This window comes from Micromonospora sp. R311, from assembly GCF_056780015.1.
Window position 1 is genome coordinate 57,522 of sequence record NZ_JBSWCE010000017.1, and the last position, 24,497, is coordinate 82,018.

General features: G+C 72.7%; 22 protein-coding genes and 1 pseudogene. 4 read left to right on the forward strand and 19 right to left on the reverse strand.

The genetic code is table 11. From position 1 onward, the window contains the following. Positions 1-71 precede the first annotated feature (71 nt). From AC1WTP_RS16330 to AC1WTP_RS16370, 9 genes and pseudogenes are all read right to left on the reverse strand, one after another. Complete coding sequence (locus AC1WTP_RS16330; RefSeq protein WP_481650106.1) at positions 72-1,301, reverse strand: LCP family protein; 1,230 nt, start codon at positions 1,299-1,301, stop codon at positions 72-74. A gap of 67 nt (positions 1,302-1,368) precedes the next feature. Next, on the reverse strand, positions 1,369-2,343 hold the full coding sequence (locus AC1WTP_RS16335) for a UDP-glucuronic acid decarboxylase family protein (protein WP_481650107.1): 975 nt from the start codon (positions 2,341-2,343) through the stop codon (positions 1,369-1,371). A gap of 106 nt (positions 2,344-2,449) precedes the next feature. Next, positions 2,450-4,123 (reverse strand): solute symporter family protein, encoded by a 1,674-nt coding sequence (locus AC1WTP_RS16340; protein WP_481650108.1) that lies wholly within the window; start codon positions 4,121-4,123, stop codon positions 2,450-2,452. After that, positions 4,101-4,466: a DUF485 domain-containing protein gene (locus tag AC1WTP_RS16345; RefSeq protein WP_481650109.1), complete on the reverse strand. Its 366-nt coding sequence runs from the start codon at positions 4,464-4,466 to the stop codon at positions 4,101-4,103. Before AC1WTP_RS16345 ends, AC1WTP_RS16340 begins: the two co-directional genes overlap by 23 nt. A gap of 198 nt (positions 4,467-4,664) precedes the next feature. Further along, positions 4,665-5,216 (reverse strand): annotated as a pseudogene (locus AC1WTP_RS16350) (flavin reductase family protein); the annotation flags it as partial. 156 nt (positions 5,217-5,372) lie between these two features. Continuing rightward, complete coding sequence (locus tag AC1WTP_RS16355) at positions 5,373-7,064, reverse strand: ABC transporter permease (RefSeq protein ID WP_481650110.1); 1,692 nt, start codon at positions 7,062-7,064, stop codon at positions 5,373-5,375. Next, positions 7,049-7,813 carry an ABC transporter ATP-binding protein gene (locus tag AC1WTP_RS16360; RefSeq protein ID WP_481650111.1) on the reverse strand — a complete coding sequence of 255 codons (765 nt, stop codon included), beginning with the start codon at positions 7,811-7,813 and terminating at the stop codon, positions 7,049-7,051. The genes AC1WTP_RS16355 and AC1WTP_RS16360 overlap by 16 nt, the downstream gene beginning before the upstream one ends. 126 nt (positions 7,814-7,939) lie before the next feature. Further along, positions 7,940-9,580: a sodium/solute symporter gene (locus tag AC1WTP_RS16365; RefSeq protein WP_481650112.1), complete on the reverse strand. Its 1,641-nt coding sequence runs from the start codon at positions 9,578-9,580 to the stop codon at positions 7,940-7,942. A 1-nt stretch (position 9,581) separates the two neighbouring features. After that, the gene (locus tag AC1WTP_RS16370) at positions 9,582-9,995 is read right to left on the reverse strand and encodes a hypothetical protein (RefSeq protein WP_447138172.1); all 414 of its coding nucleotides are present in this window, start codon (positions 9,993-9,995) and stop codon (positions 9,582-9,584) included. Positions 9,996-10,290: 295 nt separating this feature from the next. Between AC1WTP_RS16370 and AC1WTP_RS16375 the strand changes: the two genes are divergently transcribed. Further along, positions 10,291-11,610, forward strand: coding sequence for an acyltransferase family protein (locus AC1WTP_RS16375; protein ID WP_481650113.1), 1,320 nt, complete (start codon positions 10,291-10,293; stop codon positions 11,608-11,610). Between the two features lie 57 nt (positions 11,611-11,667). Here the strand turns inward: AC1WTP_RS16375 and AC1WTP_RS16380 are convergent, their stop codons facing one another. The 5 genes from AC1WTP_RS16380 to AC1WTP_RS16400 all read right to left on the reverse strand — a co-directional run bounded on the left by AC1WTP_RS16380 (position 11,668) and on the right by AC1WTP_RS16400 (position 17,325). Beyond that, a complete protein-coding gene (locus tag AC1WTP_RS16380) occupies positions 11,668-12,330 on the reverse strand; it encodes a DUF5701 family protein (RefSeq protein WP_481650114.1) in 663 nt (220 codons plus the stop codon). A 191-nt stretch (positions 12,331-12,521) separates the two neighbouring features. Next, entirely contained in the window at positions 12,522-13,283 is a 762-nt protein-coding gene (locus AC1WTP_RS16385) for a LytR/AlgR family response regulator transcription factor (protein ID WP_481650192.1), read from the reverse strand. An 85-nt stretch (positions 13,284-13,368) separates the two neighbouring features. Next, positions 13,369-14,589, reverse strand: a complete 1,221-nt coding sequence (locus tag AC1WTP_RS16390; RefSeq protein ID WP_481650115.1) for a sensor histidine kinase — start codon at positions 14,587-14,589, stop codon at positions 13,369-13,371. Positions 14,590-14,629: 40 nt separating this feature from the next. Beyond that, on the reverse strand, positions 14,630-16,201 hold the full coding sequence (locus tag AC1WTP_RS16395; RefSeq protein ID WP_481650193.1) for a sugar transferase: 1,572 nt from the start codon (positions 16,199-16,201) through the stop codon (positions 14,630-14,632). Between the two features lie 263 nt (positions 16,202-16,464). Further along, positions 16,465-17,325, reverse strand: a complete 861-nt coding sequence (locus tag AC1WTP_RS16400) for an Fpg/Nei family DNA glycosylase (RefSeq protein WP_481650116.1) — start codon at positions 17,323-17,325, stop codon at positions 16,465-16,467. Between the two features lie 24 nt (positions 17,326-17,349). On the opposite strand from AC1WTP_RS16400, the gene AC1WTP_RS16405 reads away from it, so the two are divergent. After that, positions 17,350-18,624, forward strand: a complete 1,275-nt coding sequence (locus AC1WTP_RS16405; RefSeq protein WP_481650117.1) for a glycosyltransferase family 4 protein — start codon at positions 17,350-17,352, stop codon at positions 18,622-18,624. Between the two features lie 193 nt (positions 18,625-18,817). On the opposite strand, the gene AC1WTP_RS16410 is transcribed toward AC1WTP_RS16405, so the two are convergent. From AC1WTP_RS16410 to AC1WTP_RS16430, 5 genes are all read right to left on the reverse strand, one after another. Beyond that, positions 18,818-19,540 (reverse strand): CDP-alcohol phosphatidyltransferase family protein, encoded by a 723-nt coding sequence (locus AC1WTP_RS16410; RefSeq protein WP_481650118.1) that lies wholly within the window; start codon positions 19,538-19,540, stop codon positions 18,818-18,820. Next, positions 19,515-20,582, reverse strand: coding sequence for an iron-containing alcohol dehydrogenase family protein (locus tag AC1WTP_RS16415; RefSeq protein WP_481650119.1), 1,068 nt, complete (start codon positions 20,580-20,582; stop codon positions 19,515-19,517). The genes AC1WTP_RS16410 and AC1WTP_RS16415 overlap by 26 nt, the downstream gene beginning before the upstream one ends. After that, positions 20,570-21,301, reverse strand: coding sequence for a phosphocholine cytidylyltransferase family protein (locus tag AC1WTP_RS16420; protein ID WP_481650120.1), 732 nt, complete (start codon positions 21,299-21,301; stop codon positions 20,570-20,572). Before AC1WTP_RS16420 ends, AC1WTP_RS16415 begins: the two co-directional genes overlap by 13 nt. Before the next feature lie 78 nt (positions 21,302-21,379). Then, entirely contained in the window at positions 21,380-22,150 is a 771-nt protein-coding gene (locus tag AC1WTP_RS16425) for a hypothetical protein (RefSeq protein WP_481650121.1), read from the reverse strand. Continuing rightward, positions 22,147-22,596 carry an NUDIX hydrolase gene (locus AC1WTP_RS16430; RefSeq protein ID WP_447138189.1) on the reverse strand — a complete coding sequence of 150 codons (450 nt, stop codon included), beginning with the start codon at positions 22,594-22,596 and terminating at the stop codon, positions 22,147-22,149. The genes AC1WTP_RS16425 and AC1WTP_RS16430 overlap by 4 nt, the downstream gene beginning before the upstream one ends. Before the next feature lie 114 nt (positions 22,597-22,710). Between AC1WTP_RS16430 and AC1WTP_RS16435 the strand changes: the two genes are divergently transcribed. Together AC1WTP_RS16435 and AC1WTP_RS16440 are read left to right on the forward strand one after the other, a co-directional pair. Continuing rightward, positions 22,711-23,103, forward strand: a complete 393-nt coding sequence (locus AC1WTP_RS16435) for a CBS domain-containing protein (protein WP_481650122.1) — start codon at positions 22,711-22,713, stop codon at positions 23,101-23,103. A 197-nt stretch (positions 23,104-23,300) separates the two neighbouring features. Then, positions 23,301-24,395, forward strand: a complete 1,095-nt coding sequence (locus AC1WTP_RS16440; RefSeq protein ID WP_481650123.1) for an aminotransferase-like domain-containing protein — start codon at positions 23,301-23,303, stop codon at positions 24,393-24,395. The last annotated feature ends 102 nt before the right edge of the window (positions 24,396-24,497 follow it).

A 24,497-nucleotide genomic window follows, 5' to 3' on the forward strand; every position in this document is an offset into this window, starting at 1 on the left:
CCTACCGGAGAGGCGAATCCGAGCGCAGACCCGCGTCGACGTCCGTCGACGTCCCGTGCGCCCCGCGGCGGTCAGCCGCCGTTGCCGTCCACCTTCTGGTTGGCCTTCACCCAGTCGGCCATCGTGTCGCCGGCCATCGCCCGGTACATCGCGAGGGCCTTCTCCCGGTCGGATACCACCACCGACTCCCCGTTGATCGTCTGGCTGCCCACGTGCGGGCTGGTGACGAAGGTGAGGTTCTGGCCGCGCAGGTTGCGGAACTGCACCGCCATGTCCATCAACGAGAAGCCCTGGTCGACGGTTACCGCGTCGGTCACCGACTGGAGGAAGTCGTGCAGCTTCTTCGGGTTGGTCAGGGTGCCGCTGCTCGCCGCCTTGTCCATCAGCGCGCGGAGGAACTCCTGCTGGTGCCGCATCCGGGCGAAGTCGCCGTCCGGGAACTGCTTGCGCTGCCGGATCCAGTCCAGCGCCTCGGCGCCGTCCATGTGGTTGACGCCCTTGGTGAACGTCCGGTACGGCTTGTGGATCGAGGTGATGGTCCGCTCCACCTTCAGGTCCACGCCGCCGAGCGCGTCGGTGACCTGCTTGAAGCCGGCGAAGTCGATCGCCATCACGTGGTCGAGCCGGACGTCGCTGAAGCACTCCACGGTCCGTACCGCCAGCGGCAGCCCACCGAACGCGAACGCCGCGTTGATCTTCCCGCGCCGGCCGGAGCCGCACTCGGCGTTGGCGCTCTCGGGGATCGGCACGTAGAGGTCGCGCGGAATGGAGACCAGATAGGCCTGCTGGTGGTCGGACGGGATGTGCATGACGATGATCGTGTCGGCCCGCCACTTGCTGCCCTGGTCCACCGGGGCGTCCGGGTCCCGGGAGTCGCTGCCGACCAGCAGGATGTTCAGCGCGCCCTCGACCGGCTTCACCGGCCGGCCACCGGTGATCTCCGAGAACGGGTCGGTGCGGGCCAGGTCGTTGTTCAGGTTACGGGCGTAGAACCAGGCGCCCGCCCCGCCGAGCAGCGCGAGCACCAGCACGGCCACGCCGGCGACCAGCGCGATCCGGCCCCACCGCGGGCGCGGGCCGCGCCGCTCCGGCCGGCCCGGGGCACCGGGGCCGTCCGGGCCGATCGGCCCACCGGGGCCGCCGGGCCCCCCGGCCCGCGGCTCGTCGGGCGACGGATACCAGCGCGCCTCGCCCGGGCGGGCGCGTCCGGTGGCGCTCCGACCGGGGCCGGGCACCGACGCGCGCCCGGCGCTGCGCTGCAGGTACGGGAGCGGGAGGCCGGCTGGCGTGGTCGCTGACATGTAACTCAGGGTACGTAGCCGGGGCGAGTACCGCCCTGATGCACAGGCCGGTGTTGTGCCGGCGCGGTTACCCTAGCCGCTCGCGGAAGTACTCGATCGTGCGTCGCAGGCCGTCTTCGGGCGCCACGGTCGGCTCGTATCCGAGCAGTTCGCGGGCGAGGGTCAGGTCGGGCCGGCGCATCTCCGGGTCGTCGGCGCTGCGGGTGACGTACGTCACCTCGGAGCTGCTGCCGGAGAGTGACACGATCGTCTCGGCCAGTTGCCGCATGCTCATCTCGTGCTCGGTGCCGCAGTTGATCGGCCCGGTCTCGCGGGAGTCGAGCAGCAGCAGGATCCCGCGGACGAGGTCCTCGACGTAGCAGATCGAGCGGGTCTGGTTGCCGGTGCCGTGCACCGTGATCGGCTCGCCGCGCAGCGCCTGGGAGATGAAGGTGGGGATCGCCCGCCCGTCGTCCGGGCGCATCCGCGGGCCGTACGTGTTGAAGATCCGGACGATCGCGGCGTCCAGCCCGCGGCTGCGGTGGTAGGCCATGGTGGCCGCCTCGGAGAAGCGCTTGGCCTCGTCGTAGACGCTGCGGATGCCGATCGGGTTGACGTTGCCCCAGTACGTCTCGCGCTGCGGGTGCTCCTTCGGGTCCCCGTACGCCTCGGAGGTGGAGGCCATCAGGAACCGGGCGCCGTCGGCGACCGCGCGGTCCAGCAGGTGCAGGGTGGCCACCGAGCCGACCCGGAGGATCTCCACCGGCAGCTTCTCGAAATCCGTCGGGCTGGCCGGGGAGGCCATGTGCAGGATGGCGTCGAACCGCTCGGCCAGCGCCGGGTGGGCCGGCAGCCCCTCGGAGATGTCCGCCTCCACCAGCGTGAACCGCGGCTCGTCGAGCAGGTGGGCGACGTTCTCCTTCGAGCCGGTGACGAAGTTGTCCAGCGCGACCACCGTGCAGCCCCGGGCGATCAGGGCGTCCACCAGGTGCGACGGCACGAAGCCGGCGCCGCCGGTGACGAGGATGCGGTGATCCGGTCCGAAGCGGGCAGCAACCTTCATGGCGGTCAGCCTACTCACCGGGTGCGGTCCGGCTCCCCTTGACCGCACCCGGTACGCGGGCGGGCCCCCGGTCGAGGTGACCGGGGGCCCGCCGTACCGGACCGGCTCAGTGCGCGCCGGCCCCGGTGAGGGCGCGCACCTCCAGTTCGGCGTACTTCTCGTCGTTGCGTTCCTTCGAGATGACGGTGCCGATCCACCCGCACAGGAAGCCGAACGGGATGGAGAGGATGCCCGGGTTGGACAGCGGGAACCACTGCCAGTCCTGGTCCGGGAACATCGACGTCGCGGCCCCGGAGACCACCGGCGAGAAGAACACCAGCAGCACGGCCGAGAGCAGGCCGCCGTAGATCGCCCAGACCGCTCCCGAGGTGTTGAACCGCTTCCAGAACAGGCTGTAGAGGATCGCCGGCAGGTTGCCGGAGGCGGCCACCGCGAACGCCAACGCCACCAGGAACGCCACGTTCAGGTTCTGCGCGAAGATGGAGAGCACGATCGAGACCGCGCCGATCACCAGCGCGGAGATCCGGGCGACCGACACCTCCTGCCGCTCCGACGCCTGCCCGTTCTTCATCACATTGGCGTAGAAGTCGTGCGCGAGGCTCGACGACGAGGCCAGGGTCAACCCGGCGACCACGGCCAGGATGGTCGCGAAGGCGACCGCCGCGATGACCGCCAGCAGCGTCGCCCCGCCCAGGTCGCCGCCGAGGAAGTCCACTCCGAGCGCCTCGGCCAGCTGTGGTGCGGCGGTGTTGCCGGCCCGGTCCTGGGCGGTGATCGCCTCCCCACCCACCAGGGCCGCCGCGCCGAAGCCGAGGGCCAGGGTGAGCAGGTAGAAGGTGCCGATGATGCCGATCGCCCAGAGCACGCTCTTGCGGGCCGCCTTCGCGGTCGGGACGGTGTAGAAGCGGATCAGGATGTGCGGCAGGCCGGCGGTGCCGAGCACCAGGGCGATGCCGAGCGAGAGCAGGTCCATCTTGTTGTAGAAGGTCTGCGTCGCGTTGCCGGCCACCTCGACCCCGTACCGCAGGCCCGGTTCGAGGAAGGCGCTGCCCTTGCCCGAGGACGACGCGGCGTCGCCGAGCAGCGAGGAGAGGTTGAACTTGTACTTGGCCAGCACCAGCAGCGTCATGATGATCGCGCCGCCCATCAGCAGGAACGCCTTGACGATCTGCACGTAGGTGGTGCCCTTCATGCCACCCACCGTGACGTAGATGATCATCAGGGCGCCGACCATGATGATGGTGGCGATCTTCGCGGCGTCCGCGTCCATGCCGAGGAAGGTGGTCCCCGGCCTGATCCCGAGCAGCAGCGCCACCAGGGCACCCGCGCCGACCATCTGGGCCAGCAGGTAGAAGATCGACACGGTGATGGTGGAGACCGCCGCTGCGGTCCGCACCGGGCGCTGGCGCATCCGGAAGGCCAGCACGTCGGCCATGGTGTAGCGGCCGGAGTTGCGCAGCAGTTCGGCGACCAGCAGCAGCGCCACCAGCCAGGCGACCAGGAAGCCGATCGAGTAGAGGAAGCCGTCGTAGCCGTAGAGGGCGATGAGGCCGGCGATGCCGAGGAACGACGCCGCCGACATGTAGTCGCCGCCGATCGCCATGCCGTTCTGGAAGCCGGAGAAGGACCGGCCGCCGGCGTAGAAGTCGGTGGCGGTCTTGGTCTGCCGGCTGGCCCAGATGGTGATGGCCAGGGTCACCGCCACGAAGACCAGGAAGAGCGTGATCGTGAGGTTGCGGGCGGTGGTGTCGCCCGCCTCAGCCGCGAGGACCGTGTTCATGGGTCACCTCCCCGATCTCGGCGCGGATCCGGTCGGCGACCGGGTCGATCTTCCGGTCGGCGTACCGGGAGTAGAACCACGCGATGAGGAACGTGGACACGAACTGGAGCAGCCCGAAGACCAGCGCGACGTTGATGTTGCCGAAGAGCTTCGTGCCCATGAAGTCCCGGGCGTACGCGGACAGGATCACGTAGAGCGCGTACCACAGGAAGAACGCGACGGTCATCGGGAAGACGAAGCCGCGCAGCGCGCGGCGTAACCCGGCGAACTCGTCCGACCGCTGTACGGCGAGATACCGGTCCGGCGTGGACGCGTCGGCCGGCGCGGGTGTGTCCGTGGACATCTGTGGATCACCACCTTCACAGGCATCGGGGATTTCCGCGCACGGTAGGAAGCCCGCGGCCCGCCGGGGAAGGGTGAGATCGACGCTGGTCGCCGGTTGCGCCGAACGGCACGGTGGCTGCGCCGAGTGACCCAGCTCACTCCGATGAGCGGTCGGGTGGTGGGCCCGGTCGACGGCCGGCGTGCTCGCCGGGGTGGATCAGGCCAGCTCGCGGTACCGGCCCCGGTAGTGCAGCAGCGGGTCCGTCTCCTCGGTCAGCTCGACGGCCACGATGACGGCCTCCACCAGCAGGCCCCAGCCGTACTCCCGGGCGGTGTCCAGCCGGCAGCCGGCCCAGCCGCCGGCGTCGGCCGGCACCGGACCGTAGGGCGTGTCGGTCCACCCGCCGGTGGCGAAGAGGCCGCCGGGCGACGGGAAGAGACCGGCGAACCGGTCGGCGAGTTGCCGGTGCGGCGGGCCCAGCGGAGCCACCGCGAACCGGCCGGCCTCCTCCGCCGCCGCCCACAGGTCGGACTCCGGGTCGATCAGCCCGAGCAGCCGGTCCGGCTCGCCCTCGGCCACCAGGGTGGACGACACCGTCAGGCCCGCCGGCCCGGGCGCCGTCCAGAGCGTCACCGGCGCGGCCAGCCGACCCCGCAGTCGGCGTACGGGGGAGCGCTGCCCGGCCGGCACGGCGAACGGATCGGTGTGGTGGATCTCGGCGCCCGGCTCATGATTCACGTGGAACATTCTGCCGCCCGCCCCACCCGCCCGTGCCGGCTCTGCCCGCTCGGCCCACGCCGGGGGCGCGGCGCTAGTAGATCTTGGACGATTCCGGCCCCCCCGGGGGCCCTTTCTCTCCAAGATCTCAACGATGCCCTCAGGTTGTGCCGGCGGGTGGCGGCTCTTCAGCGGGGGCGTCGGCGGTCAGCGGCGCGGGGTGACCGTGGCGAGCAGTTCCGGCTGCCGCCGGTCCAGCACGTCGCCGGCCAGGTACGCGCCGAGCAGCGCCGCCCCCACGCCGTAGCCCGCGCCGACCGGCAGGGCCAGCCAGTGCCAGACGTCGCCGAGCAGTGCCGCGGCCACCACCATCGGCACGGCCGCGACCGCGGTGCTCACCATGGCCAGCAGGGTGAGGAAGCTCTTCGCCACCCCGGCGCCGCTGTTCAGCGCGAACGGGTTGCTCGTCTCCGGCAGCGCGTACGCCCCGAGCACCGAGACGAAGCTGTTCACCGCCAGCCCGGCGCCGTAGGTGGCGAGCAGGCTGCCGGCGGTCACCCCGATCCAGCCGGGCCGGCCGAGGATCACCGCCAGCGCGACCGAGACCAGCCCCAGCATCGGCAGCACGTAGAGCGAGAAGGCCGCCATCCGGGCCCGCAGCTCCTGCTGGCCGGGCACGCCGGCCACCACGTGCGCGGCGTACGCGCTGCCGTCGAAACCGAACTGGTTGGCCAGGGTCACCGAGGCGAGCACGCCCACGAAGAGCATGGAGAGGCTGACCAGCACCGGCGACGAGGCGTCGGGCACGGCGAGCCCCGGGGTGTCGCCGGCGGCGAGGTTCGGGCCGCCCAGGTTGACCATGACGGGGACGAAGAGGCCGACGACCGCCACGGTGATCAGGTTCGCCCGCCGCCGGGCGTCCCGCCACCAGTAGCGGGCCTCCCGGGCCACCAGTGCGCCGAACCGGTCCCGCCGGGCCCAACCGACCCAGCGCGGGAAGAGCTGCGCCACCGCGCCGCCGGCCGGGCCGCGGCGCGCCGGGGCCGGCCCGGCGCTCGCCGCACCGACCATGGCCGACTCCAGCGACCGGGACCACCAGGCGAGCAGCGCCAGCAGGGCGAGCGCGGTGATCAGCAGCTTGAGCGGCGCGGCCCAGACCCGCCCCTCGGCCACGTCGACGCCGGCCGTCCAGGGCGCGCCGAACGGGGTCCAGCCGACCACCTCCGCCACCGGATCGAGCCGGTCCCAGTCCGTCTCGCGCAGCGCCGCCAGGCCGAAGATCTGCAGCGGGCCGAGCAGCGCGGCGGCCACCGCGAGCAGCACGCCGGCCAGGTCGCGGACCCGGCGCGAGCGGAGCATGGACGCGAACGCGCTGGTGACCGCCCGGGCGGCGGCGACGCAGAGCAGCAGCCCGGCGACCACCCCGACCGCTTCGACCAGGGCCGCCGACCAGCCACCGAGCGCGCCGGCGGTGACCACCAACCCGGAGAGCGCGAGCAGCACCGCGACCGCCGGCACGCTCACCAGGGCCGCCGCGAGCAGCCCGGTGACCAGGGTGCGCCGGGACAGCGGCAGCAGCGCGAACCGGGCCGGGTCGAGCGTCTCGTCCACCCCGAAGAAGACCAGCGGCAGCAGCATCCAGCCGAGCACCATCAGGCCGCCGCCGAACGCGGCGACCATCAGCGCGTACCGGTCGCTGCCGGCCAGGCCGGGGGCGGCGAACAGGAAGAAGCCGCTGCCGGCGAACCAGAGTCCGACCACCGCGCCGACCACGTAGAGCGCGATCCGCCAGCCCTGGCCACGGAAGTTGTTGGCCATCACCCGGAGCTTGAGCCGGACGAAGTGGCGCGCGGACACCCGGCGGGCCGCCGCGGCCGGGGCGGTCACCGGGACAGCCACGCCAGTTCCTCACCGGTCGCCGTCCGCCCGCCGACCACCTCGACGAAGACCTCCTCCAGCGACCGGCCCCCGCGGACCTCCGCCAGCGTGCCGACCCGCTTGATGGTGCCGGCGGCCAGGATCGCCACGTGCGAGCAGAGCCGCTCGACGACCTCCATCACGTGACTGGAGAAGACCACCGTCCCGCCGCCGGTCACGTACCGCTGGAGGATGTCCCGGATCAGCGCGGCGGAGACCGGGTCGACCGCCTCGAACGGTTCGTCGAGCACGAGCAGCCGCGGCCCGTGCAGCAGCGCGCAGGCCAGGCCGATCTTCTTCTTCATGCCGGCGGAGTAGTCCACCACCAGGGTCCGCCCGGCGTCGCCGAGCGCGAGCACGTCGATCAGCTCGGCCGCCCGCTGGTCGACCACCGCCGGGTCCATGCCGCGCAGCAGGCCGTGGTACGCGAGCAGCTCCGCGCCGCTGAGCCGGTCGAAGAGGCGTACGCCGTCCGGCATGACGCCGAGCAGCCGCTTCGCCCCGACCGGGTCGGCCCAGACGTCGTGCCCGAGCACCCACGCCCCGCCGGCGTCCGGGCGGAGCAGCCCGACGGCCATCGACAGGGTGGTGGTCTTGCCGGCGCCGTTCGGGCCGAGCAGGCCGTAGAAGGAACCGGCCGGCACGTCGAGGTCGACGCCGGCCACCGCGACCTTGGCGTCGAACCGCTTCGCCAGGCCACGCAGCGACAGGGCGGGGTGCTCACCAGTCATGGACCCGACCGTATCCGCCCGTGACCAGTTGCTGGTCCGGCCGAGGAATGACCCGCTGTCATCCCGCAGGCGTATCCGGCGGGCCACCCGACCGGCTCTGCGAGGTGGACAACTGCTGCTGACCCGCTAGAGCCGCAGGCTCTCCGGGGTGTGCAGGCGGAGCATGGTGGCCCCGACGTCGGCCGGGGCCCGGCGGCGGCTGGCCAGCGACACCGCCACCATCACGGTGAAGGCCAGCGGCACCGTCCAGGCGGCCGGCTGCGCGGTGAGCGTGGCCGGCCAGCCGGACAGCGGCGGCCCGACGACGGTGACCAGCACCGCGACGATCGCGGCGCCGCCGCCGACCAGGATCCCGGCGGCGGCGCCCAGGTCGGTCAGCCCGCGCCACCAGATGCCGAGCACCAGCAGCGGGCAGAAGCTGGACGCGGCGACCGCGAAGGCCAGCCCGACCACCTGCGAGACGTCGAGCCCGGCGAGGTTGAGCGCGAGCACCGTCGGCACCGCGCCGGCGATCACGGTGGCCAGCCGGAAGCCGCGTACCGAGCCGCGCCCGAGCACGTCCGTCGAGATCACCCCGGCGACGCTGGTGAGCAGCCCGGACGAGGTGGAGAGGAAGGCCGCGAACGCGCCCGCCGCGACCAGCGCGGCGAGTAGCCGCCCGGTGGTGCCGTCGCCGAGCGCGGCCTCGGGCAGCAGCACCACCACCGCGTCGGTCTGCCCGGTGACCAGCAGGTGCGGGGTGTAGATCCGGCCGAGCACCCCGTAGATGGTGGGGAGCAGGTAGAACGCGCCGACCAGGGCGAGCACCACCAGTGTGGTGCGGCGCGCGGCCGCGCCGTCCGGGTTGGTGTAGAAGCGCACCAGCACGTGCGGCAACCCCATGGTGCCGAGGAAGGTCGCCAGGATCAGCGAGTAGGTCGCGAAGAGTCCCCGGTCGTCGTCCCCGGCGGTGCTGGGCAGCAGCCAGTCGGTGGCGTCGGTGGCGACCCCGGAGACCTTCGGCACCGGGTCACCGGCGGCGAAGGCCAACTCGTCGCCGGGGCGTACCTCCCGGGTCCGGCCGTCGGGCAGGGTGAGGGTCGCCCGGTGCTCGACCACGACGGTGGTCGCCGCCCGGAACGTCGGCCCGTCCGGCGGGGTCACCGCCGGGCGGGCGTCGGCCTGCCACTGCAGCGCCAGGAAGATCGCCGGTACGGCGAGCGCGGTCAGCTTCAGCCAGTACTGGAAGGCCTGCACGAAGGTGATCGCGCGCATGCCGCCGAGCGCCACGTTCGCGGTCACCACCACGGCCACCACCAGCGCGCCCACCGGGTACGCGGCGCCGGTCACCGTGGTCAACGTCAACCCGGCCCCCTGCAACTGCGGCACCAGGTAGAGCCAACCGATGAAGATCACGAAGACGGTGGCCAGGGTGCGCAGCCGGCGCGAACCGAGCCGCAGTTCGCAGAAGTCGGGCAGGGTGAACGCGCCGGAGCGGCGCAGCGGCGCGGCGACGAAGAGCAGCAGGGCGAGGTAGCCGGCGGCGAAGCCGACCGGGTACCAGAGCACGTCCACGCCGTACTTGAGCACCAGGCCGGCGACGCCGAGGAAGCTCGCCGCGGAGAGGTACTCCCCGCCGATCGCCGCCGCGTTCCAGGTGGGGCTGATCACCCGGGAGGCGACCAGGAAGTCGGAGGTGGTGCGGGCCAGCCGCAGCCCGTAGAAGCCGATCCCGACGGTCACCAGGGTGACCGCGACGATCGCCGGCACCACGAAGCTGTTGCCCACCTCAGCGCTCCGGTCGCTGGACCAGGTCGGTGAAGTCCTGCTCGTTCCGCTCGGCCAGCCGCACGTACGCCCAGCCGACCGCGATCAGGAACGGAAACGACACCACGCCGAGCAGCAGCCAGGGCAGGTTGACGCCGAGCACGGTGACCCGGCCGACCGAGGGCGCGATGGCGAAGAGCCAGGGCAACCCGCCGAGCCCGATCGCGACCACCAGGGACAGCCGCAGCGCCAGCGCCAGTTGGGCGCGGACCAGGCCGCGGACCAGCGCCTCGCCGACGCGGGTCTGCTGGGCCAGCTCGGTGCGGGTGCGGTCGGCCCGGTCGTCGCGCCGGGACACCTCGGCCAGCACGATCCGGGCGCGCCGGGGCGGCTCCGGCGCCCGGGGCGCCGGGACGGGATCGTCGGCAGCGGCCACCTGGGCAGTCTCATCTGCTCAACGGGAATGTCAAGAGTTGTCCACCGAGGCTGTGGACAACCTGTGGACAACGTGCGCCACCGACGTCCGTGGGCGGAGCATCCGTGAGCTTCCGTGTTATCGTGCAACGTCTCGTCGATGCCCCAAGGATCACCTGGCCGCAGCTGCGCATTCAACGGGGCGCCGAGGCGCTCTGCTGGTCGCCCGAGTGCGGAGCTGTACCCCTGAATTGAGCAACTGTGGGAGCACTCCGTCAGCGCGGTGCTCGCCTGATGGTTGAGAGGTTCCTGGCCGTATGACAACTTCAGCCCTCGTCCGGTCGCGTGGCACGCTGGGTGACCTGCTCTCGGGCCGAAGCAACGGCATCGGTCTGATCCGGCTGTGTCTTGCCCTCGGCGTAGTGCTGTCGCACTCGAAGCCGCTCGGTTTCGGGGCCCACGACCTCGGCTACCACCTCACCGGACGGCAGACCAACGTCGGCACCCTGGCTGTCTACGGCTTCTTCGTGCTCTCCGGGCTGCTGATCACCCGCAGCGGCCGGCGGGCCAGCCTGGGCCGCTACATCTGGCACCGTTGCCTGCGCATCTTCCCCGGCCTGTGGGTGTGCCTGCTGGTCACCGCGTTGGTGGTCGCGCCGCTGGTCGCGCTGCGCGAGACCGGCACCATCGGCGGATACTTCGACGAGCCGTGGAGCTCGGGCGGCCCCCTGGCCTACCTGCAGGCCAACTGGTGGACCGGCGTGCGGCAGTACGGCATCCACGACCTGCTCGCGGAGAGCACGCCGTACGGCCGCAAGACCGGCAACAGCGTCTTCAACGGCGCGCTGTGGTCGCTGAAGTACGAGATGTTCTGCTACGTCCTGGTGGCCGTGCTGGCGACCACCGCGGTGCTGCGGCAGGCGCGGCGCTTCGTGTTCTTCGTGACCGTCGCCCTCTACTGCTTCATCGCGATGGACTGGTGGAGCTCCGAGCAGTGGAGCGGGCCGGCCTCGACGGTGAGCGGGAGTTTCCAGGCGCCGCTGGTCGGCGGGCTCAGCTTCCACTGGATCGTCTACCTCGGCTTCCTCTTCGCCGTCGGAGCCACCCTCGAGCTGTACCGGGAGCGGGTGCCGATCAACGACGCGCTGGGCATCGGCTCGGCGGTGGCGCTGGCCCTGTCGCTGCTCTTCGGCGGCTTCTTCGTCATCGGCCTGCCCGCCTTCGCGTACCTGCTGATCTGGCTGTCGGTGCGGATGCCGCGCCAGCTCCACTGGGTGGGTCGCAAGAACGACTACTCGTACGGCATCTACATCTACGGCTTCGTCTTCCAGCAGGTGATGGCGAGCCTCGGGTGGAGCCGCTGGGGCTTCGTGCCGTTCGCGGCGATGTCCATGGCGGCTGCCTGGGCGGCGGCGTTCCTGTCCTGGAAGCTGGTCGAGAGGCCGGCGCTGCGGCTCAAGGACTGGACCCCGAGCTTCCTGCTCCGGCGGTCGGGCTCCCAGGTGGCCGCTTCCGAGCAGAGCGCGGTCGCCGAGGAGCCGGGGCGCCCGCTCGCGGGATCACCTCGGGCGCCGCTGGACGACGCGCCGACCGAGGTGATCCCGCAGCAGCGGGCCATGCTGGGTTCCGGCGGGTAGCTGCTCCGGTCCGGCCTGGGTACGCCCCGCCTCGCGTACCGACGGCCGGTAGCCGGGTCAGTCCAGCCCGACCCGCTCGGGGCGGGCGGAGGCGGAGCCGAGCCAGGTGTGCGGGTTGCCGTACCAGCACCAGCCGAGCTTCGGCGCGCCCTGGCTGATCCAGATCGCCGGCACCCGCTTGTCGCCGCAGCGCGAGCCGACCAGCGAGAAGCACTTGTTCTTGGCCAGCGCCGCCGGGTACAGCGTGACGAAGGCGAGCCCCTCGTCGATGGTGAGCGGCAGCCGGTCCTGAGCGGTGATCACCTCCATCGCGGCCGACGGCGCCAGGTTCAGCGTCTCCTCGCCCCGGTCCACGTCGAAGAGCAGGTACGCCGGGCCGTCGGGCACCTCCAGTTCCTTGATCGGGTCGAACCTCGCCAGGTCGCCCTCGGCGTAGTGCCGGTCCAGGAAGCCCGTCTTGCGCTTGCCGGCCAGCGTGGTGAGTGCCAGTCGCTCCTCGACCGGCACCAGGTCACGGGTGACCACCAGCAGGAACGGCACCCGTGCCTCGGTGGGCGCGGGCAGGCCCGCGGTGCCGGTGACGGCCGCCGCCCGCAGCGGGGCGACCAGTTCCCGGAAGGCGTCCTCGGTCAGGTTGGCGAGCGCCGGGTAGCCCAGTTCCACCAGGCGGTCGAGTTGGCGGTCGAATTCGGTCGCGGCGTCGAACAAGGCGGTCTCCATTCTCGTACGGAGTACCGTACAGCGTACGAAAGGCGGCTCCTATTCCCGGCGTCCGGAAGCAACCTTTGGCGGCGCATCGCCGCGCAGCCGGAATCCCCGCTGTCCCGGGACCGGGTGACCGCCATCCGCGTTACCCAAAGGGGCGGGTCGAGGCCTGACGGCCGCCGGAGCGGGCCGGGCTGGCGCCGCGGTCAGCGGTTCCAGTCCTGCTTCGCCGCCCGCACCAGCTTGTCCTTCAGTTCCCGGGTGTGCCGCCGGCTCACCGGCAGCTCGGTCGAGTCGATCACCACCACGTACCCGGAGTTGACCAGCCGCAGCTCGGCGATCAGCTTCAGCTGCACCAGGTACGACCGGTGGATCCGGACGAACCCGGCGTCCGCCCAGCGTTCGGCCAGGGTCGCCAGCGACACCCGGACCAGGTGCGAACCGTCGGCGGTGTGCAGCCGGGCGTAGTCGCCCTGCGCCTCCACCCAGCGCACCGCCGAGCGGGGCAGCATCCGGGTGGTGCCGGCGAGCTCGATCGGGATGGTCGGGTCCTCCTCGGCCCGGGCCAGCGCGGCCGGGTGCGACGGCACCACCCGGGAGCCGATCACCCGGCGCAGCGACTCGGCGAGCCGCTCGGCGCGGACCGGCTTGCGGACGTAGTCGGTGGCGCCGAGGTCGAAGGCGTCCACCGCCCCGTCGTCGTACGCGGTGACGAAGACGATCGCCGGCGGCCGGGCGAACCGGCGCAGCACCCGGGCCAGCTCCATGCCGTCCAGGCCGGGCATCCGGATGTCGAGGAAGACCACGTCCACGTCGCCGTCGCGGAGCACCCGGAGCGCCTCGGTGGCGTCCCCGGCCGTGTGCAGCCGGGCAACCCGGGGATCCGACCGCAGGTGGTAGGCCAGTTCGTCCAGCGCCGGCGGTTCGTCGTCGACCGCCAGCACCCGGAGGAACCCGGACGGGCTCACCGGGCTGACCCGCTCCGTCCGCTCGCTCACGGCACCAACCCGGTTCGCGGCTGTGGGGCTCGCAGACCCGGCGCACTCCTCGCGCTCACGAGCCCGCCCGTACGCCCGGGTGGAACTTCGGCACCCGCATGCTCACCTTGGTGCCCGAGCCCAGCCCGGTCTCGACGACCAGGCCGAAGCCGTCCCCGAAGACCGACCGGAGCCGCTCGTCGACGTTGGAGAGGCCGACGTGCTGGCCCGGGTCGTCGCCCGGGTCGCCGGCCGCCAGTTCGGCGATGCCGGCGGTCAGCGTGGCCGGATCCATCCCCACCCCGTCGTCCTCCACCGTGATGTGGCACTCCGCGCCCGCGTCCCGGGCCTCGATGCTCACCATGCCCGTGCCCGGCTTGCGGGACAACCCGTGCCGGACCGCATTCTCCACCAGCGGCTGCAGGCAGAGGAACGGCAGCGTCACCGGCAGCACCTCCGGGGCGATCTGCAACCGCACCTGGAGCCGGTCGCCGAACCGGGCCCGCTCGATGGTCAGGTAGCGGTCGATCGAGCGCAGCTCCTCGGCCAGCGTGGTGAACTCCCCGTGCGCCCGGAACGAGTAGCGGGTGAACTCGGCGAACTCCAGGATCAGCTCCCGGGCCCGCTCCGGGTCGGTGCGGACGAAAGAGCCGATCGCGGTCAGCGCGTTGTAGATGAAGTGCGGGCTGATCTGCGCCCGCAACGCCCGGATCTCGGCCCGGGCCAGCCGCTCCCGGGACGAGTCCAGCTCGGCGAGCGCGAGCTGGTTGCCGGCCCAGTGCGCGGTTTCCAGGGTGGCCTGCACCAGCCCGGGCGCGGGCGCGGCGTCGGCGATCGCGACCAGCGCGCCGACCACCCGCCCGTCCGGGCCGGCCAGTGGCGCCACCACCGCGCCGCGGACCGGGCAGTCGACCCGGTCGCAGTGCAGCTCCGCGCTGCCCAGCACGGTCGAACGCCCGGCCGCCACGGCCCGGCGGGCCGCCGCGGCCAGTTGCCCGCCGTGGTGCCCGCCCCGCCCGTCCAGGGCGAGCAGCTCCGCCTGGTCGGTCAGGGCCAGCCCGACCGCGCCCACCAGGGCGCGCAGGTGGCGTGCGGCCTTTGCCGCGTTCGCCGCGCTCAGCCCGGCGCGCAGCGGCTCGGCGGCCAGCCCGGCGGTGTGCAGCACCTCGTAGGTGGCCCGCTGGGTGGCGGTGGCGATGCCCCGTCGGCCGCGCAGCCGGACCACCGCGAACAGGGCCGCGCCCAGCGCGGTGACCAGCGAGACGACGCCGAAGACGGCGGAGAGGTTGCCATCCACGCGCAGATCCTGTCGGCTCCGGGCCCCCGACGCCAAGGGGTCAGTACGCGCCCTTGCGGGCGAGCACCACGCCGACCGTGCGCCACAGGATGCTCAGGTCGTACGCCAGCGACCAGTTGTCGACGTAGTAGAGGTCCAGCCGGACCGCCTCATCCCAGGAGAGGTCGGAGCGGCCGGAGACCTGCCAGAGCCCGGTCATGCCGGGGCGGACCAGCAGCCGGCGGCGCACGTCGCCGAGGAAGTCGCCGTCGTCGGCCGGGAGCGGACGCGGCCCGACCAGCGACATCTCGCCCCAGAGCACGTTGATCAGCTGCGGCAGCTCGTCGAGCGAGGTGGCCCGCAGGAAGCGGCCCACCGGGAAGACCCGGGGGTCCTGCTTCATCTTGAACAGCATGCCGTCGGTCTCGTTCTGGTCGACCAGGCTGGCCAGCCGCTCCTCGGCGTCGACGTACATGGTCCGGAACTTCCACACCCGGAAGGTGCGCCCCTCGTGGCCCACCCGGGGCTGGCGGAAGAAGACCGGCCCCGGGTCGGAGATCCGGATCGCGATCGCGATGGCCAGGAAGACCGGGATCAGCAGCAGCAGGCCGAGCCCGGCGGCCACCCGGTCCATCAGGTTCTTGGCCAGCAGCGCCGGCCCGGACAGGGTCGGCTCCTCCACGTGCAGCAGCGGCAGGCCCTCGATCGGCCGGATGTGCACCCGGGGGCCGGCGATGTCGGTCAGCTGCGGCGCGACGACCAGGTCGACGCCGGAGCCCTCCAGCTGCCAGGCCAGCCGGCGCAGCTCACCCGGCTCGGCGCTGGCCGAGCCGCAGACCGCGATGGTGTCACCGCCGACCTCGCGGACCAGGGCCAGCACGTCGCGGCCCGCGTACACCGGGACCGGGGTCTGCATGCCCCGGGCGGCCGCGTAGCCGTCGGTGACGTGGATGGCGACCGGCATCAGCCCGGCCGCCGGGTTGCGGGTGACCGCGGTGTAGACCTCGAGGCACTCCGGCAGGGTGCCGACCAGCACCATCCGGTGTCCGGCCTGGCCGATGTTGCGGCGGACCACGTGCAGCACGAAGCGGCAGAGGATCCGGTTCAGCAGGATCAGCATCAACGCCGCGAGCAGGGCGGTGCCGACGGTGTACCGGGACAGATCGGTTTTGGTGGCGAAGGCGATGAACGAGACCGTGGCCGCGACGGCGACGCCGGCCCGGATCACCCGCTTGAACTCGTCCGGGCCGAGGCCGAGGTAGCGCCGGTCGTAGGCGCGGTTGCCCCAGAGGATCACCACCCAGCCGAGCGGCAGCAGCACGAACGCCACGGTGTGGAACCAGGTCGGGTCCTGCTCGGCGTTGTAGAAGCCGGCCCGGGACTGGTCGAACGCCTGGATGGCGATCAGGCTGGCCACGGCCGCCGCCGCGAAGTCGAGCAGCAGCAGCAGGGCGATGTAGGGACGGTGCCAGCGTGACACGCGGCGCCGGGCCCGGGCCCACGCCGAGCGGGGTACGCCGTTGTGGGACGGCGGTGCCGGCGGCTGGATCTCGAAGCTGTCGACGTGCCGCACGAGTTTGCTCCGGCCTTCGTTGGTTACCGGGCGCTGGAGGCTTGTCGTCACCTCACCCATGTCCTCCCGCATGACACGTGCCGCTCACTCGCCGTGAGGGCCCGGGTCGCCCACCGTCCCAGTCTCCCACGCGGGCACCGGCCCGACGCCGACCCGGAGGACAGTGCGCCTGGCTGGTGCGGCAGGGATCTGGCCGGCTCCGTGCCCTTTGGAAGCCGGGGACCGAGCCACTATACCGATGGATGGCCACCCTGGAAGAGACTCGGACCGGAGGTTCGGCGATCGAAGTCCGATTCCTCTCCGTAACCGTGGAGTGGCGTTACTCACCGTACAAGTCGGGACAACCGTCGGTCAGCCAGCGGCTTGCCGCCGGTCTGACAGGTCGGGCAGTACTGGAGGCTGGAGTCGGCGAAGGAGACCTCCCGGACGGTGTCCCCGCAGACCGGGCAGGGCTGGCCGGTACGGGCGTGCACCTTCAGTCCGGAGCGCTTCTCGCCCTTCAGCTCCGCCGCCTTCTGGCCGAGCGACCGGCGCACCGCGTCGCCGAGCACCTCCCGGGTCGCCGCGTGCAGCGCCGCCAGCTGGTCGTCGGTCAGCCGGTCGGTGATCGCGAACGGGGAGAGCTTCGCCGTGTGCAGGATCTCGTCGGAGTACGCGTTGCCGACCCCGGCGAGCACCGCCTGGTCGGTCAGCACCCCCTTGACCTGGCCCCGGCGGCTGCGCAGCCGGGCGCTGAAGGTGGCCAGGTCGGCGGCGAGGGCGTCCGGGCCGAGCTTGGCCACCCCGGGCACCGTCGCCGGGTCGGTGACCAGGTAGACGGCCAGCTTCTTCTGGGTGCCGGCCTCCGTGAGGTCGAAGCCGGAGCCGTCGTCGAGGCGTACCCGCAGCGCGATCGGCCCCTTGCCGGGGCGTAGCGGGGCCGCCGACCCGAAGGCCTCCCGGTAGTGCAGCCAGCCCGCCCGGGCCAGGTGCACCACCAGGTGCAGGTCGCCGTCGAGCACCACGTCGAGGAACTTGCCGTGCCGGCGGGCGTCCACCACCGCGCGCCCGGCCGCCGCGGTCGGCGCCGGGTCGTACGTCTTCAGGGCGCTGATCGCGGCGACCTCCAGCCGGTCGACACGCCGCCCCACCGCGCGCTCGCGCAGGTAGCCCGCGAGCGCCTCAACCTCCGGGAGTTCGGGCATCAGCCAACGGTAGCCTTCTTTCCCGTGAGAATCGTGGTGGCGCACAACCGGTACCGGGAAGCCCAGCCGTCCGGTGAGAACACCATCGTCGACGCCGAGATCGCCCAGCTCACCGCGGCGGGCGTCGAGGTGCTGCCCTTCCTGCGCAGCTCGGACGAGATCCCGACGATGCCGAAGACGGCCAAGGCGCTGCTGCCGATCTCCCCGATCTACGCGCCCCGCGCCCAGCAGGACCTCAGCCGGTTGCTCACCGAGCACCGGCCGGACGTGCTGCACCTGCACAATCCGTACCCGCTGATCTCGCCCTGGGTGGTGCGGACGGCGCACCGGCACGGCGTGCCGGTGGTGCAGACGGTGCACAACTACCGGCAGGTCTGCTCCTCCGGGCTCTACTTCCGGGACGGGATGATCTGCCAGGACTGCCGGGGCCGGGCGCTGGGCGTGCCGGCGATCGTCCACCGCTGCTACCGGGGGTCGCGGGCGCAGAGCGCGCTGATGGCCACCACGCTGGCGGTGCACCGGGGCACCTGGCGCTCGGTGGACCGGTTCATCGCGCTCACCTCGGCGGTCGCCGACCACCTGCGCGACTACGGCATCCCCGCCGAGCGGATCGTGGTGAAGCCGAACGGCATCCCCGACCCGGGCCGGCCCGCCCCCCTCGGTGACGGCTTCCTCTTCCTCGGCCGGCTCTCCCCGGAGAAGGGGCTGGATCTGCTGCTGGACGCGTGGCGGCGGCACCCGGACGGCGCGCTCGGCCCGCTGCGCATCGCCGGCGACGGTGAACTGCGCCCGCTGGTCGAGGCGGCGGCCGCCGAGCGGGCGGACGTCACCTTCCTCGGCCCGCTGGACCGCGCCGGAGTGCGTGCCGCGCTGGAGTCGAGCGCGGTGGTGCTGGCCACCTCGACCTGGCACGACGTGCTGCCCACCGTGATCATCGAGGCGCTGGCCGCCGGCCGGCCGGTGCTCGGCACCGCCCTGGGTGGCATCCCCTACCTGGTCGGCGCGGACACCCCACGGGAACCGGCCGGCACCGGCCCGGCCGCGGTCGCCTCCGCCGTCCCCGGTGCCGGGACGGCCGCCCTGCCGACCGGCGTGGTGCCGGGCGAGGCGGGCTGGGTGGTGCCGCCGGAGCCGGCCGCGCTGGCCGGTGCGCTCCCGGTGGCCCGGGCCGGCGCCGCGACGCTGGCGGCCGCCGCCCGCGCCCGCTACGAGCGCACCTTCCACCCCGACGTGGTCACCAAGCAGCTCATCGACATCTACGCCGACGTGATCCGCACCGGAAAGCCCGTCGACCGCTGACCCCGCCGCCTCAAGCCCGTCCCGACCGGCCCGCCCGTTTCGCCGTCCCGCCCCGGCCCCTTGTGACCGTCAATTGGGAGCACCGTTCCACTCGCTGGCATGACGAATAGATCTTGGTAGGAAACGGCCCCTATAGGGGCCACTTGCTACCAAGATCTCTCGACGCGGGACGCGGGACGCGGGACGCGGGGCGTCAGCGGAGTGAGGCGCGGGCGGAGAAGGCGATGCTGGCCAGCAGGAAGCCGCCGTTGACGACGGTGAACGCGACGATCACCCAGAACGCCAGGGCTGGGGCGAGGAGCAGCACCAGCGCGGCCACGAAGATCACCGCGCCGTAGTCGCGGACCAGCTTCGCCAGGCGTACCGGCAGCGAGGTCGAGGTGACCATGCTCGCGGCGTTCGGGCCGGCCTGCATGACCGAGGTGACCAGGTTGACCATCCAGGTGCCGGCGAAGATCGCCACCAGCCAGGTCGGGGTGGACGGCCGCTGCGCCACCGCGGTCGCCGACAGGGCGGCGACCAGGGCGATCTGCGCCGCCACGTCGCAGAGCACGTCGACCCGGGCGCCGGCCGCGCTGCCCTGGCCGGTCACCCGGGCCAGCTGCCCGTCCGCGCAGTCCAGGGAGTACGCGACCTGCCAGCCGACCAGCGCGAGCAGCCCGACCAGCCAGGCCGGCACGTCGCCGGCGGCGACCGGCCCGGCGAGCGCCACCACGGTGACCGAGGTGGCCAGGCCGAGCACCAGGTTGGTGACGGTCAGCGCGGTCGGCCGCAGCCCGAGGCGCTGCGCGACGAGCGCGAAGACCGCGCCCAGCCACTGGCTGATCGATTCGCTGAACAGACCGCCGCCCCGGTTGACCCGGTGGAAGTCGGCGACGGTGGGACGGGGCTCAGCCAAGGTGGTCGCGGATTGCACCGGCGTAGTCTGCCAGCCGTTGCCGCGTCTCGGTAGGCGTCATCGCCAGGTGTTCGAGGATCGTGTAGCGGTCCGGCCGGGTGGCCGGCGCGAACTGCACCGCCTCCACGAACTGGTCGTCGGTGAGCCCCACCTCGCCCGGGAGCCGGGGCAGGTTGTGCCGGGTCAAACAGGCCGACATCTCCGCGAAGCGCCGCTGGTCACCGCGGAGCCAGGTGCAGAACAACGCTCCGAGCCCCGCGAGTTCGCCGTGCGAGGCGGTGCCGGGGAAGAGCGCGTCGACGGCGTGCATGATCTCGTGGCAGCCGCCGCTGGACGGCCGGCTGGTGCCGCAGACCGCCATCGCCAGACCGCTGGAGATCAGCGCCTCGGCGAGCACGGTGACGAACGCGTCGTCGGTCATGTCGCCGGGGTGGGCGAGCACCGCCTCGGCGCCCATCCGGGCCAGTGAGGCGGCCAGGCCGTCCACCGGCTCGCCCCGGACCCGCCGGGCCAGCTCCCAGTCGGCCAGCGCGCTGATGTTGCTCACCACGTCGCCGATGCCCGCGCGGTTGTGCCGCTCGGGCCCGCTCTCCACGAAGTCGAGGTCGACGATCACCGCGATCGGGATGTGCACGCCGTAGGAGCCCTTGATCCCGTCGGTGACCAGGCTGGCCACCGGGGAGGCGATCCCGTCGTTGGCGAGGCTGGTGGCCACCGAGACCATCGGCAGGCCGCGACGGGTGGCGGCGTACTTGGCGACGTCGATCGTCTTGCCGCCACCGATGCCGACCACCGCGTCGTAGGACCGGGCGCGGAGCTTGCTGCCCAGGTCGTCGGCGGAGTCGAGGGTGGCACCCGCGACGGTGAACACGTCCGCCGACCGCAGCGACGGCCGGATCAGCTCGGCGATCCGCTCGCCCTGACCGGGGCCGACCACCACCGCGACGTCCCCGCCGGACGAGATCCGCCCGTCGACCAGGATCGAGGCCAGGTCGGCGACCGCCCCACGCCGCACGTCGATGTGCAGCGGGGTCAGCACCGTACGGGCTAGTAGCGGCACGCGATCTCCCGGGCCCGGGCCAGGTCGGCGTGGTTGTCGACCTCGACCCAGGAGACGTCCCCGATCGGCGCGGCCCGCACCTCGCCGCCGCGGTCGGCGAACTCCTGGTAGCCGTCCTCGTAGTAGAGGTTCGGGTCGCGCCGCCAGGTCGCCTCCAGCGCGTCGGCCAGGGCGTCGGCCACCTGCGGCTCGATCAGCGTCGCGCCGATGTACTCCCCGTACGCCTCGCCGGGTTCCATGACCTTGGTGATCCGGGTGAGCTGGCCGGCCGCGTCGAAGGTGGTCTTCATCTCCTCCTCGGCCAGCGCCTTGATCGTGTCGATCGCCAGCAGGATGCCCGGGCCGCGCTCGGCCAGCAGGGTCTTCTCCACGCTCACCGGGTGCACGGTGTCGCCGTTGACCAGCAGCACGCCCCGGGCGAAGTGCTCCCGGGCCAGCCAGAGCGAGTAGGCGTTGTTCCACTCCTCGGCCTTGTCGTTGTGCACCAGGGTGAGCGTGACGCCGTACCGCTTCTCCAGGTCGGCCTGCCGCTCGCGGACCGCGTCCGCCGCGTAGCCGACCACGATCACGATGTCGGTGAGCCCCACCTCGGCCAGGTTGCGCAGCGCGATGTCCAGGATGGTGGTGTCCCCGTCCACCGGCACCAGCGCCTTGGGCAGGGTGTCGGTGTACGGGCGCAGCCGGCGCCCCGCCCCGGCCGCGAGCACCATCCCGATCATCCGACGTCCTCCCTCGTACGACTCCCGGTCACCGGTGGAGGATAGCGCTGCGTGACAGAGCGGCCGTGGCCAACCGGTTCAGCCGGGCAGCGCCGCCAGGTCGGCGAGCATCGCCAGCCGCTCCTCGGGGGTCAGCACCAGATAGGGCGGGGCCGCCCGCCGGTCGGTCTCCAGGTCGATGGCGAGCCGCTCCGGCCCGGCCGGCAGGGCGGCGACGCTCGACGCGGTGTGCCCGGCGGCGGCCCACGCGGCGGCGTGCGCGTCGGCCCGGTGGTAGCGCAGCGTGCCGAGCCGGTTGAGCAGCAGCACCCCGGGCGGGGTGCCGTCCGGCTCGTACGGCGGCGCCGTCGCGGCGAACGCCGCGCCCGTTCCGTCCCCCTCCTCCTCGGCGTGGACCAGCGCGTACGTCAGCAGCCGGCCGAGCGCCGCGACCAGCCGGACGACCCGCTCCTCGTGCCCGGCCCAGAGCTCCTCGGTGACCTCGGCGTGCACCTGCCACAGCTCCGTGAGGAAGGCCGCGCCGCGGTCGGTGGCGGAGAGGCCACCGTCCGGCCGGCGGTGGATCATCCCGTACGCGACCTGTTTGTCCAGGGCCCGCTGGCAGGCGGCCGGGTCCCGGTAGCGGGTGACCGCGGCGAAGCCGGCTCCGTCCACGGTCCCGCCGGGCATCGCGAGCCGGGTGCGGAACTCCACCAGGAAGCCGGTCGCGGCCGGTCCGCCGTAGCGCTGGCTGAGTTCGGCGCCGCCGCCGTCGCGTCCGGCCAGCATGGCGGCGACGAAGGCCCGGTCGACCGCCGGGGCCACCAGCCCGGCGAACCGGTGCGGCGGCAGCTCGACGGCGTCGTTCACAGACCGATCGAACGCAGGGCGGCGAAGGCTTCCTCGGCGATCCGCCGGATCAGCCCGTCGTTGACGTCGCGGTGCTCGTCGAGCAGGGCCAGTTCGTCGGCGCGGAGCCAGCGGAACTCGGTGTGCTTGCCCGCCTCGAGCCGGGGGCGGGCCAGGTCGCCGTCGACCCGGACCAGCCAGTCGCTCTCCACCCGGGCCACCCCGTCGTCGCCGACGTAGCGGTACTCGCCGACCTGGCCGAGCACGTGCGAGACGGTCCACCCGGTCTCCTCGGTCACCTCGCGGCGCAGCGCGTCGTCGACCTCCTCGCCGGGCTCCAGGTGCCCCCCGACGATGTCCCAACAGTTGGGAAAAAGGCGCCGGTCGGCGGACCGCCGTTGGAAGAAGAGGCGGGCGTCGTCGTCGACGATCAGGGCGCCGGCGCAGCGCAGAGGCTCGGTGGACACGCCACGACAGTAGCGAGCGCCCGGGCGTGGCGGCGATGCCCGGTCTTGTCCCGGAAACCTCCGGGGTCCACGATGTCCGTACCGGGTGCCACCGTCCCACAGGGGTGATGCGTGATGCAGGTTCGGGAAGCGATGTCCAACGAGGTTCTCGTGGTCGGCCCGGAGCACACGCTCCGTCAGGCCGCGCGGATGATGACGGCCCGCGGGGTCGGGTCGGCGGTCGTGATCGACCCGGACTCCGAGGGAGTCGGGATCATGACGGAACGTGACGTGCTGAAAGCGATCGGGGCCGGGCTGGACTGCGACGTCGAGCGGACCGGTGAGCACCTGACCTGGGACGTCGTCTACGCCGGGCCGGAGTGGACGGTGGAGGAGGCGGCCGCGGCGATGGCCCGGGGCGGGTTCCGGCACCTGGTGGTGCTCGACGGCCGCGAGGTGGCCGGGGTGATCTCCGTCCGGGACATCGTGCGGGTCTGGGCCGGCAGCCGGATGGTCGGCGCCGGCTGAGCCGCGGCTCCGTCCGGCGCACGGCTCGCGGGTCGGGGCGGAGGGGCTGTTCCGGTACGCGCAGCACGACCCGCTCGGCCTTCCGGTCCGATCTGTCGGCCACCGGTCGACGCAGGTCACCCGACCCGGTGGCTCAGGATGCGGACATCGCCGTGCCGTCCGCGCGCACCCCGTCGCCGCCCGTACGCTGAACAGCCATGACCGCCGAGCAGCTGATCTCCTTCGCCCGTGGCGCTCCCTCACTGGACATCGTCGATGTCGAGGGGCTCAAGGCCGCCGCCGTCCGCGCGTTCGACGCCGACCCCGCCGGGGTGACCGCCTACGGCACCTCCGTCGGCTACCTCCCGTTGCGCGAGTGGATCGCCGCGAAGCACGGGGTGAAGGCGGAGCAGGTGCTGGTCACCAACGGCTCGTTGCAGGCCGACGCGTTCCTCTTCGACCACCTGGTCCGCCCCGGCGACGCGGTGGTGGTCGAGCGGCCCACCTACGACCGGACCCTGCTCAATCTGCAGCGGATGGGCAGCGAGCTGCACGGCGTCACCATCCAGCCGGACGGCCTGGACACCGCCGAGCTGCGCAAGCTGCTGGAGTCGGGGGTGCGCCCGCGGCTGGCCCACATCATCCCGAACTACCAGAACCCGGCGGGCGTGACGCTCTCCCTGGAGAAGCGGCGCGAACTGCTCGACCTCGCCGCCGAGTACGAGTTCACCATCTTCGAGGACGACCCGTACGCCGACATCCGGTTCCGCGGCGAGGCACTGCCCTCGATGCTCTCGCTGGACACCCGGGGTGTGGTGGTGCACGCCTCCAGCTTCACCAAGACGGTCTGCCCCGGGGTGCGGGTCGGTTACCTGGTCGGTCCGGCGGACCTGATCGCCGACATCGCCAAGAAGGCGACCAGCCTCTACATCTCGCCCGGCATGGTCTCCGAGGCGATCGTGCACCAGTTCTGCGTCTCCGGCGACATCGACCGCTCGATCGAGACCGTACGCGCCGCGCTCGGCGAGCGGGCCCGGGTGCTCGCCGAGTCGCTGCGCCGGCGCATCCCGGAGGCCCGCTTCGTCGAGCCGGACGGCGGCTACTTCCTCTGGATCGAGCTGCCCGAGGACGTGCTGGTCGACCGGCTGGCCCCGGCCGCCGCCGAGCGCGGGGTGGCCGTGGTCAAGGGCAGCGACTTCGTCGTCGAGGGCGGCCAGCACGCCCTGCGGCTGGCGTTCTCGGCGGTCACCGCCGACCGGATCGACGAGGGTGTCCGGCGGCTGGCCGAGGCGGTCGCGGCCGTCCGGGGCTGACTTCTGTCGGGTTTCCGACAGTATGACGATACCGGCCGTCCCGGGACTCCCGCCGGGGCGGCCTGCGGCCCACAATGCTGCGAGCGTCATTCACCACGTGTC

Bases quoted from the DNA above. Each gene is read 5' to 3' on its own strand.
- AC1WTP_RS16360 (WP_481650111.1), bottom strand. From the start codon at position 7,813: ATGACTGGTGAGCACCCCGCCCTGTCGCTGCGTGGCCTGGCGAAGCGG.
- AC1WTP_RS16375 (WP_481650113.1), top strand. From the start codon at position 10,291: ATGACAACTTCAGCCCTCGTCCGGTCGCGTGGCACGCTGGGTGACCTG.
- AC1WTP_RS16420 (WP_481650120.1), bottom strand. From the start codon at position 21,301: ATGATCGGGATGGTGCTCGCGGCCGGGGCGGGGCGCCGGCTGCGCCCG.
- AC1WTP_RS16330 (WP_481650106.1), bottom strand. From the start codon at position 1,301: ATGTCAGCGACCACGCCAGCCGGCCTCCCGCTCCCGTACCTGCAGCGC.
- AC1WTP_RS16395 (WP_481650193.1), bottom strand. From the start codon at position 16,201: ATGGGTGAGGTGACGACAAGCCTCCAGCGCCCGGTAACCAACGAAGGC.
- AC1WTP_RS16345 (WP_481650109.1), bottom strand. From the start codon at position 4,466: ATGTCCACGGACACACCCGCGCCGGCCGACGCGTCCACGCCGGACCGG.
- AC1WTP_RS16440 (WP_481650123.1), top strand. From the start codon at position 23,301: ATGACCGCCGAGCAGCTGATCTCCTTCGCCCGTGGCGCTCCCTCACTG.
- AC1WTP_RS16335 (WP_481650107.1), bottom strand. From the start codon at position 2,343: ATGAAGGTTGCTGCCCGCTTCGGACCGGATCACCGCATCCTCGTCACC.
- AC1WTP_RS16380 (WP_481650114.1), bottom strand. From the start codon at position 12,330: ATGGAGACCGCCTTGTTCGACGCCGCGACCGAATTCGACCGCCAACTC.
- AC1WTP_RS16340 (WP_481650108.1), bottom strand. From the start codon at position 4,123: ATGAACACGGTCCTCGCGGCTGAGGCGGGCGACACCACCGCCCGCAAC.
- AC1WTP_RS16400 (WP_481650116.1), bottom strand. From the start codon at position 17,325: ATGCCCGAACTCCCGGAGGTTGAGGCGCTCGCGGGCTACCTGCGCGAG.
- AC1WTP_RS16435 (WP_481650122.1), top strand. From the start codon at position 22,711: ATGCAGGTTCGGGAAGCGATGTCCAACGAGGTTCTCGTGGTCGGCCCG.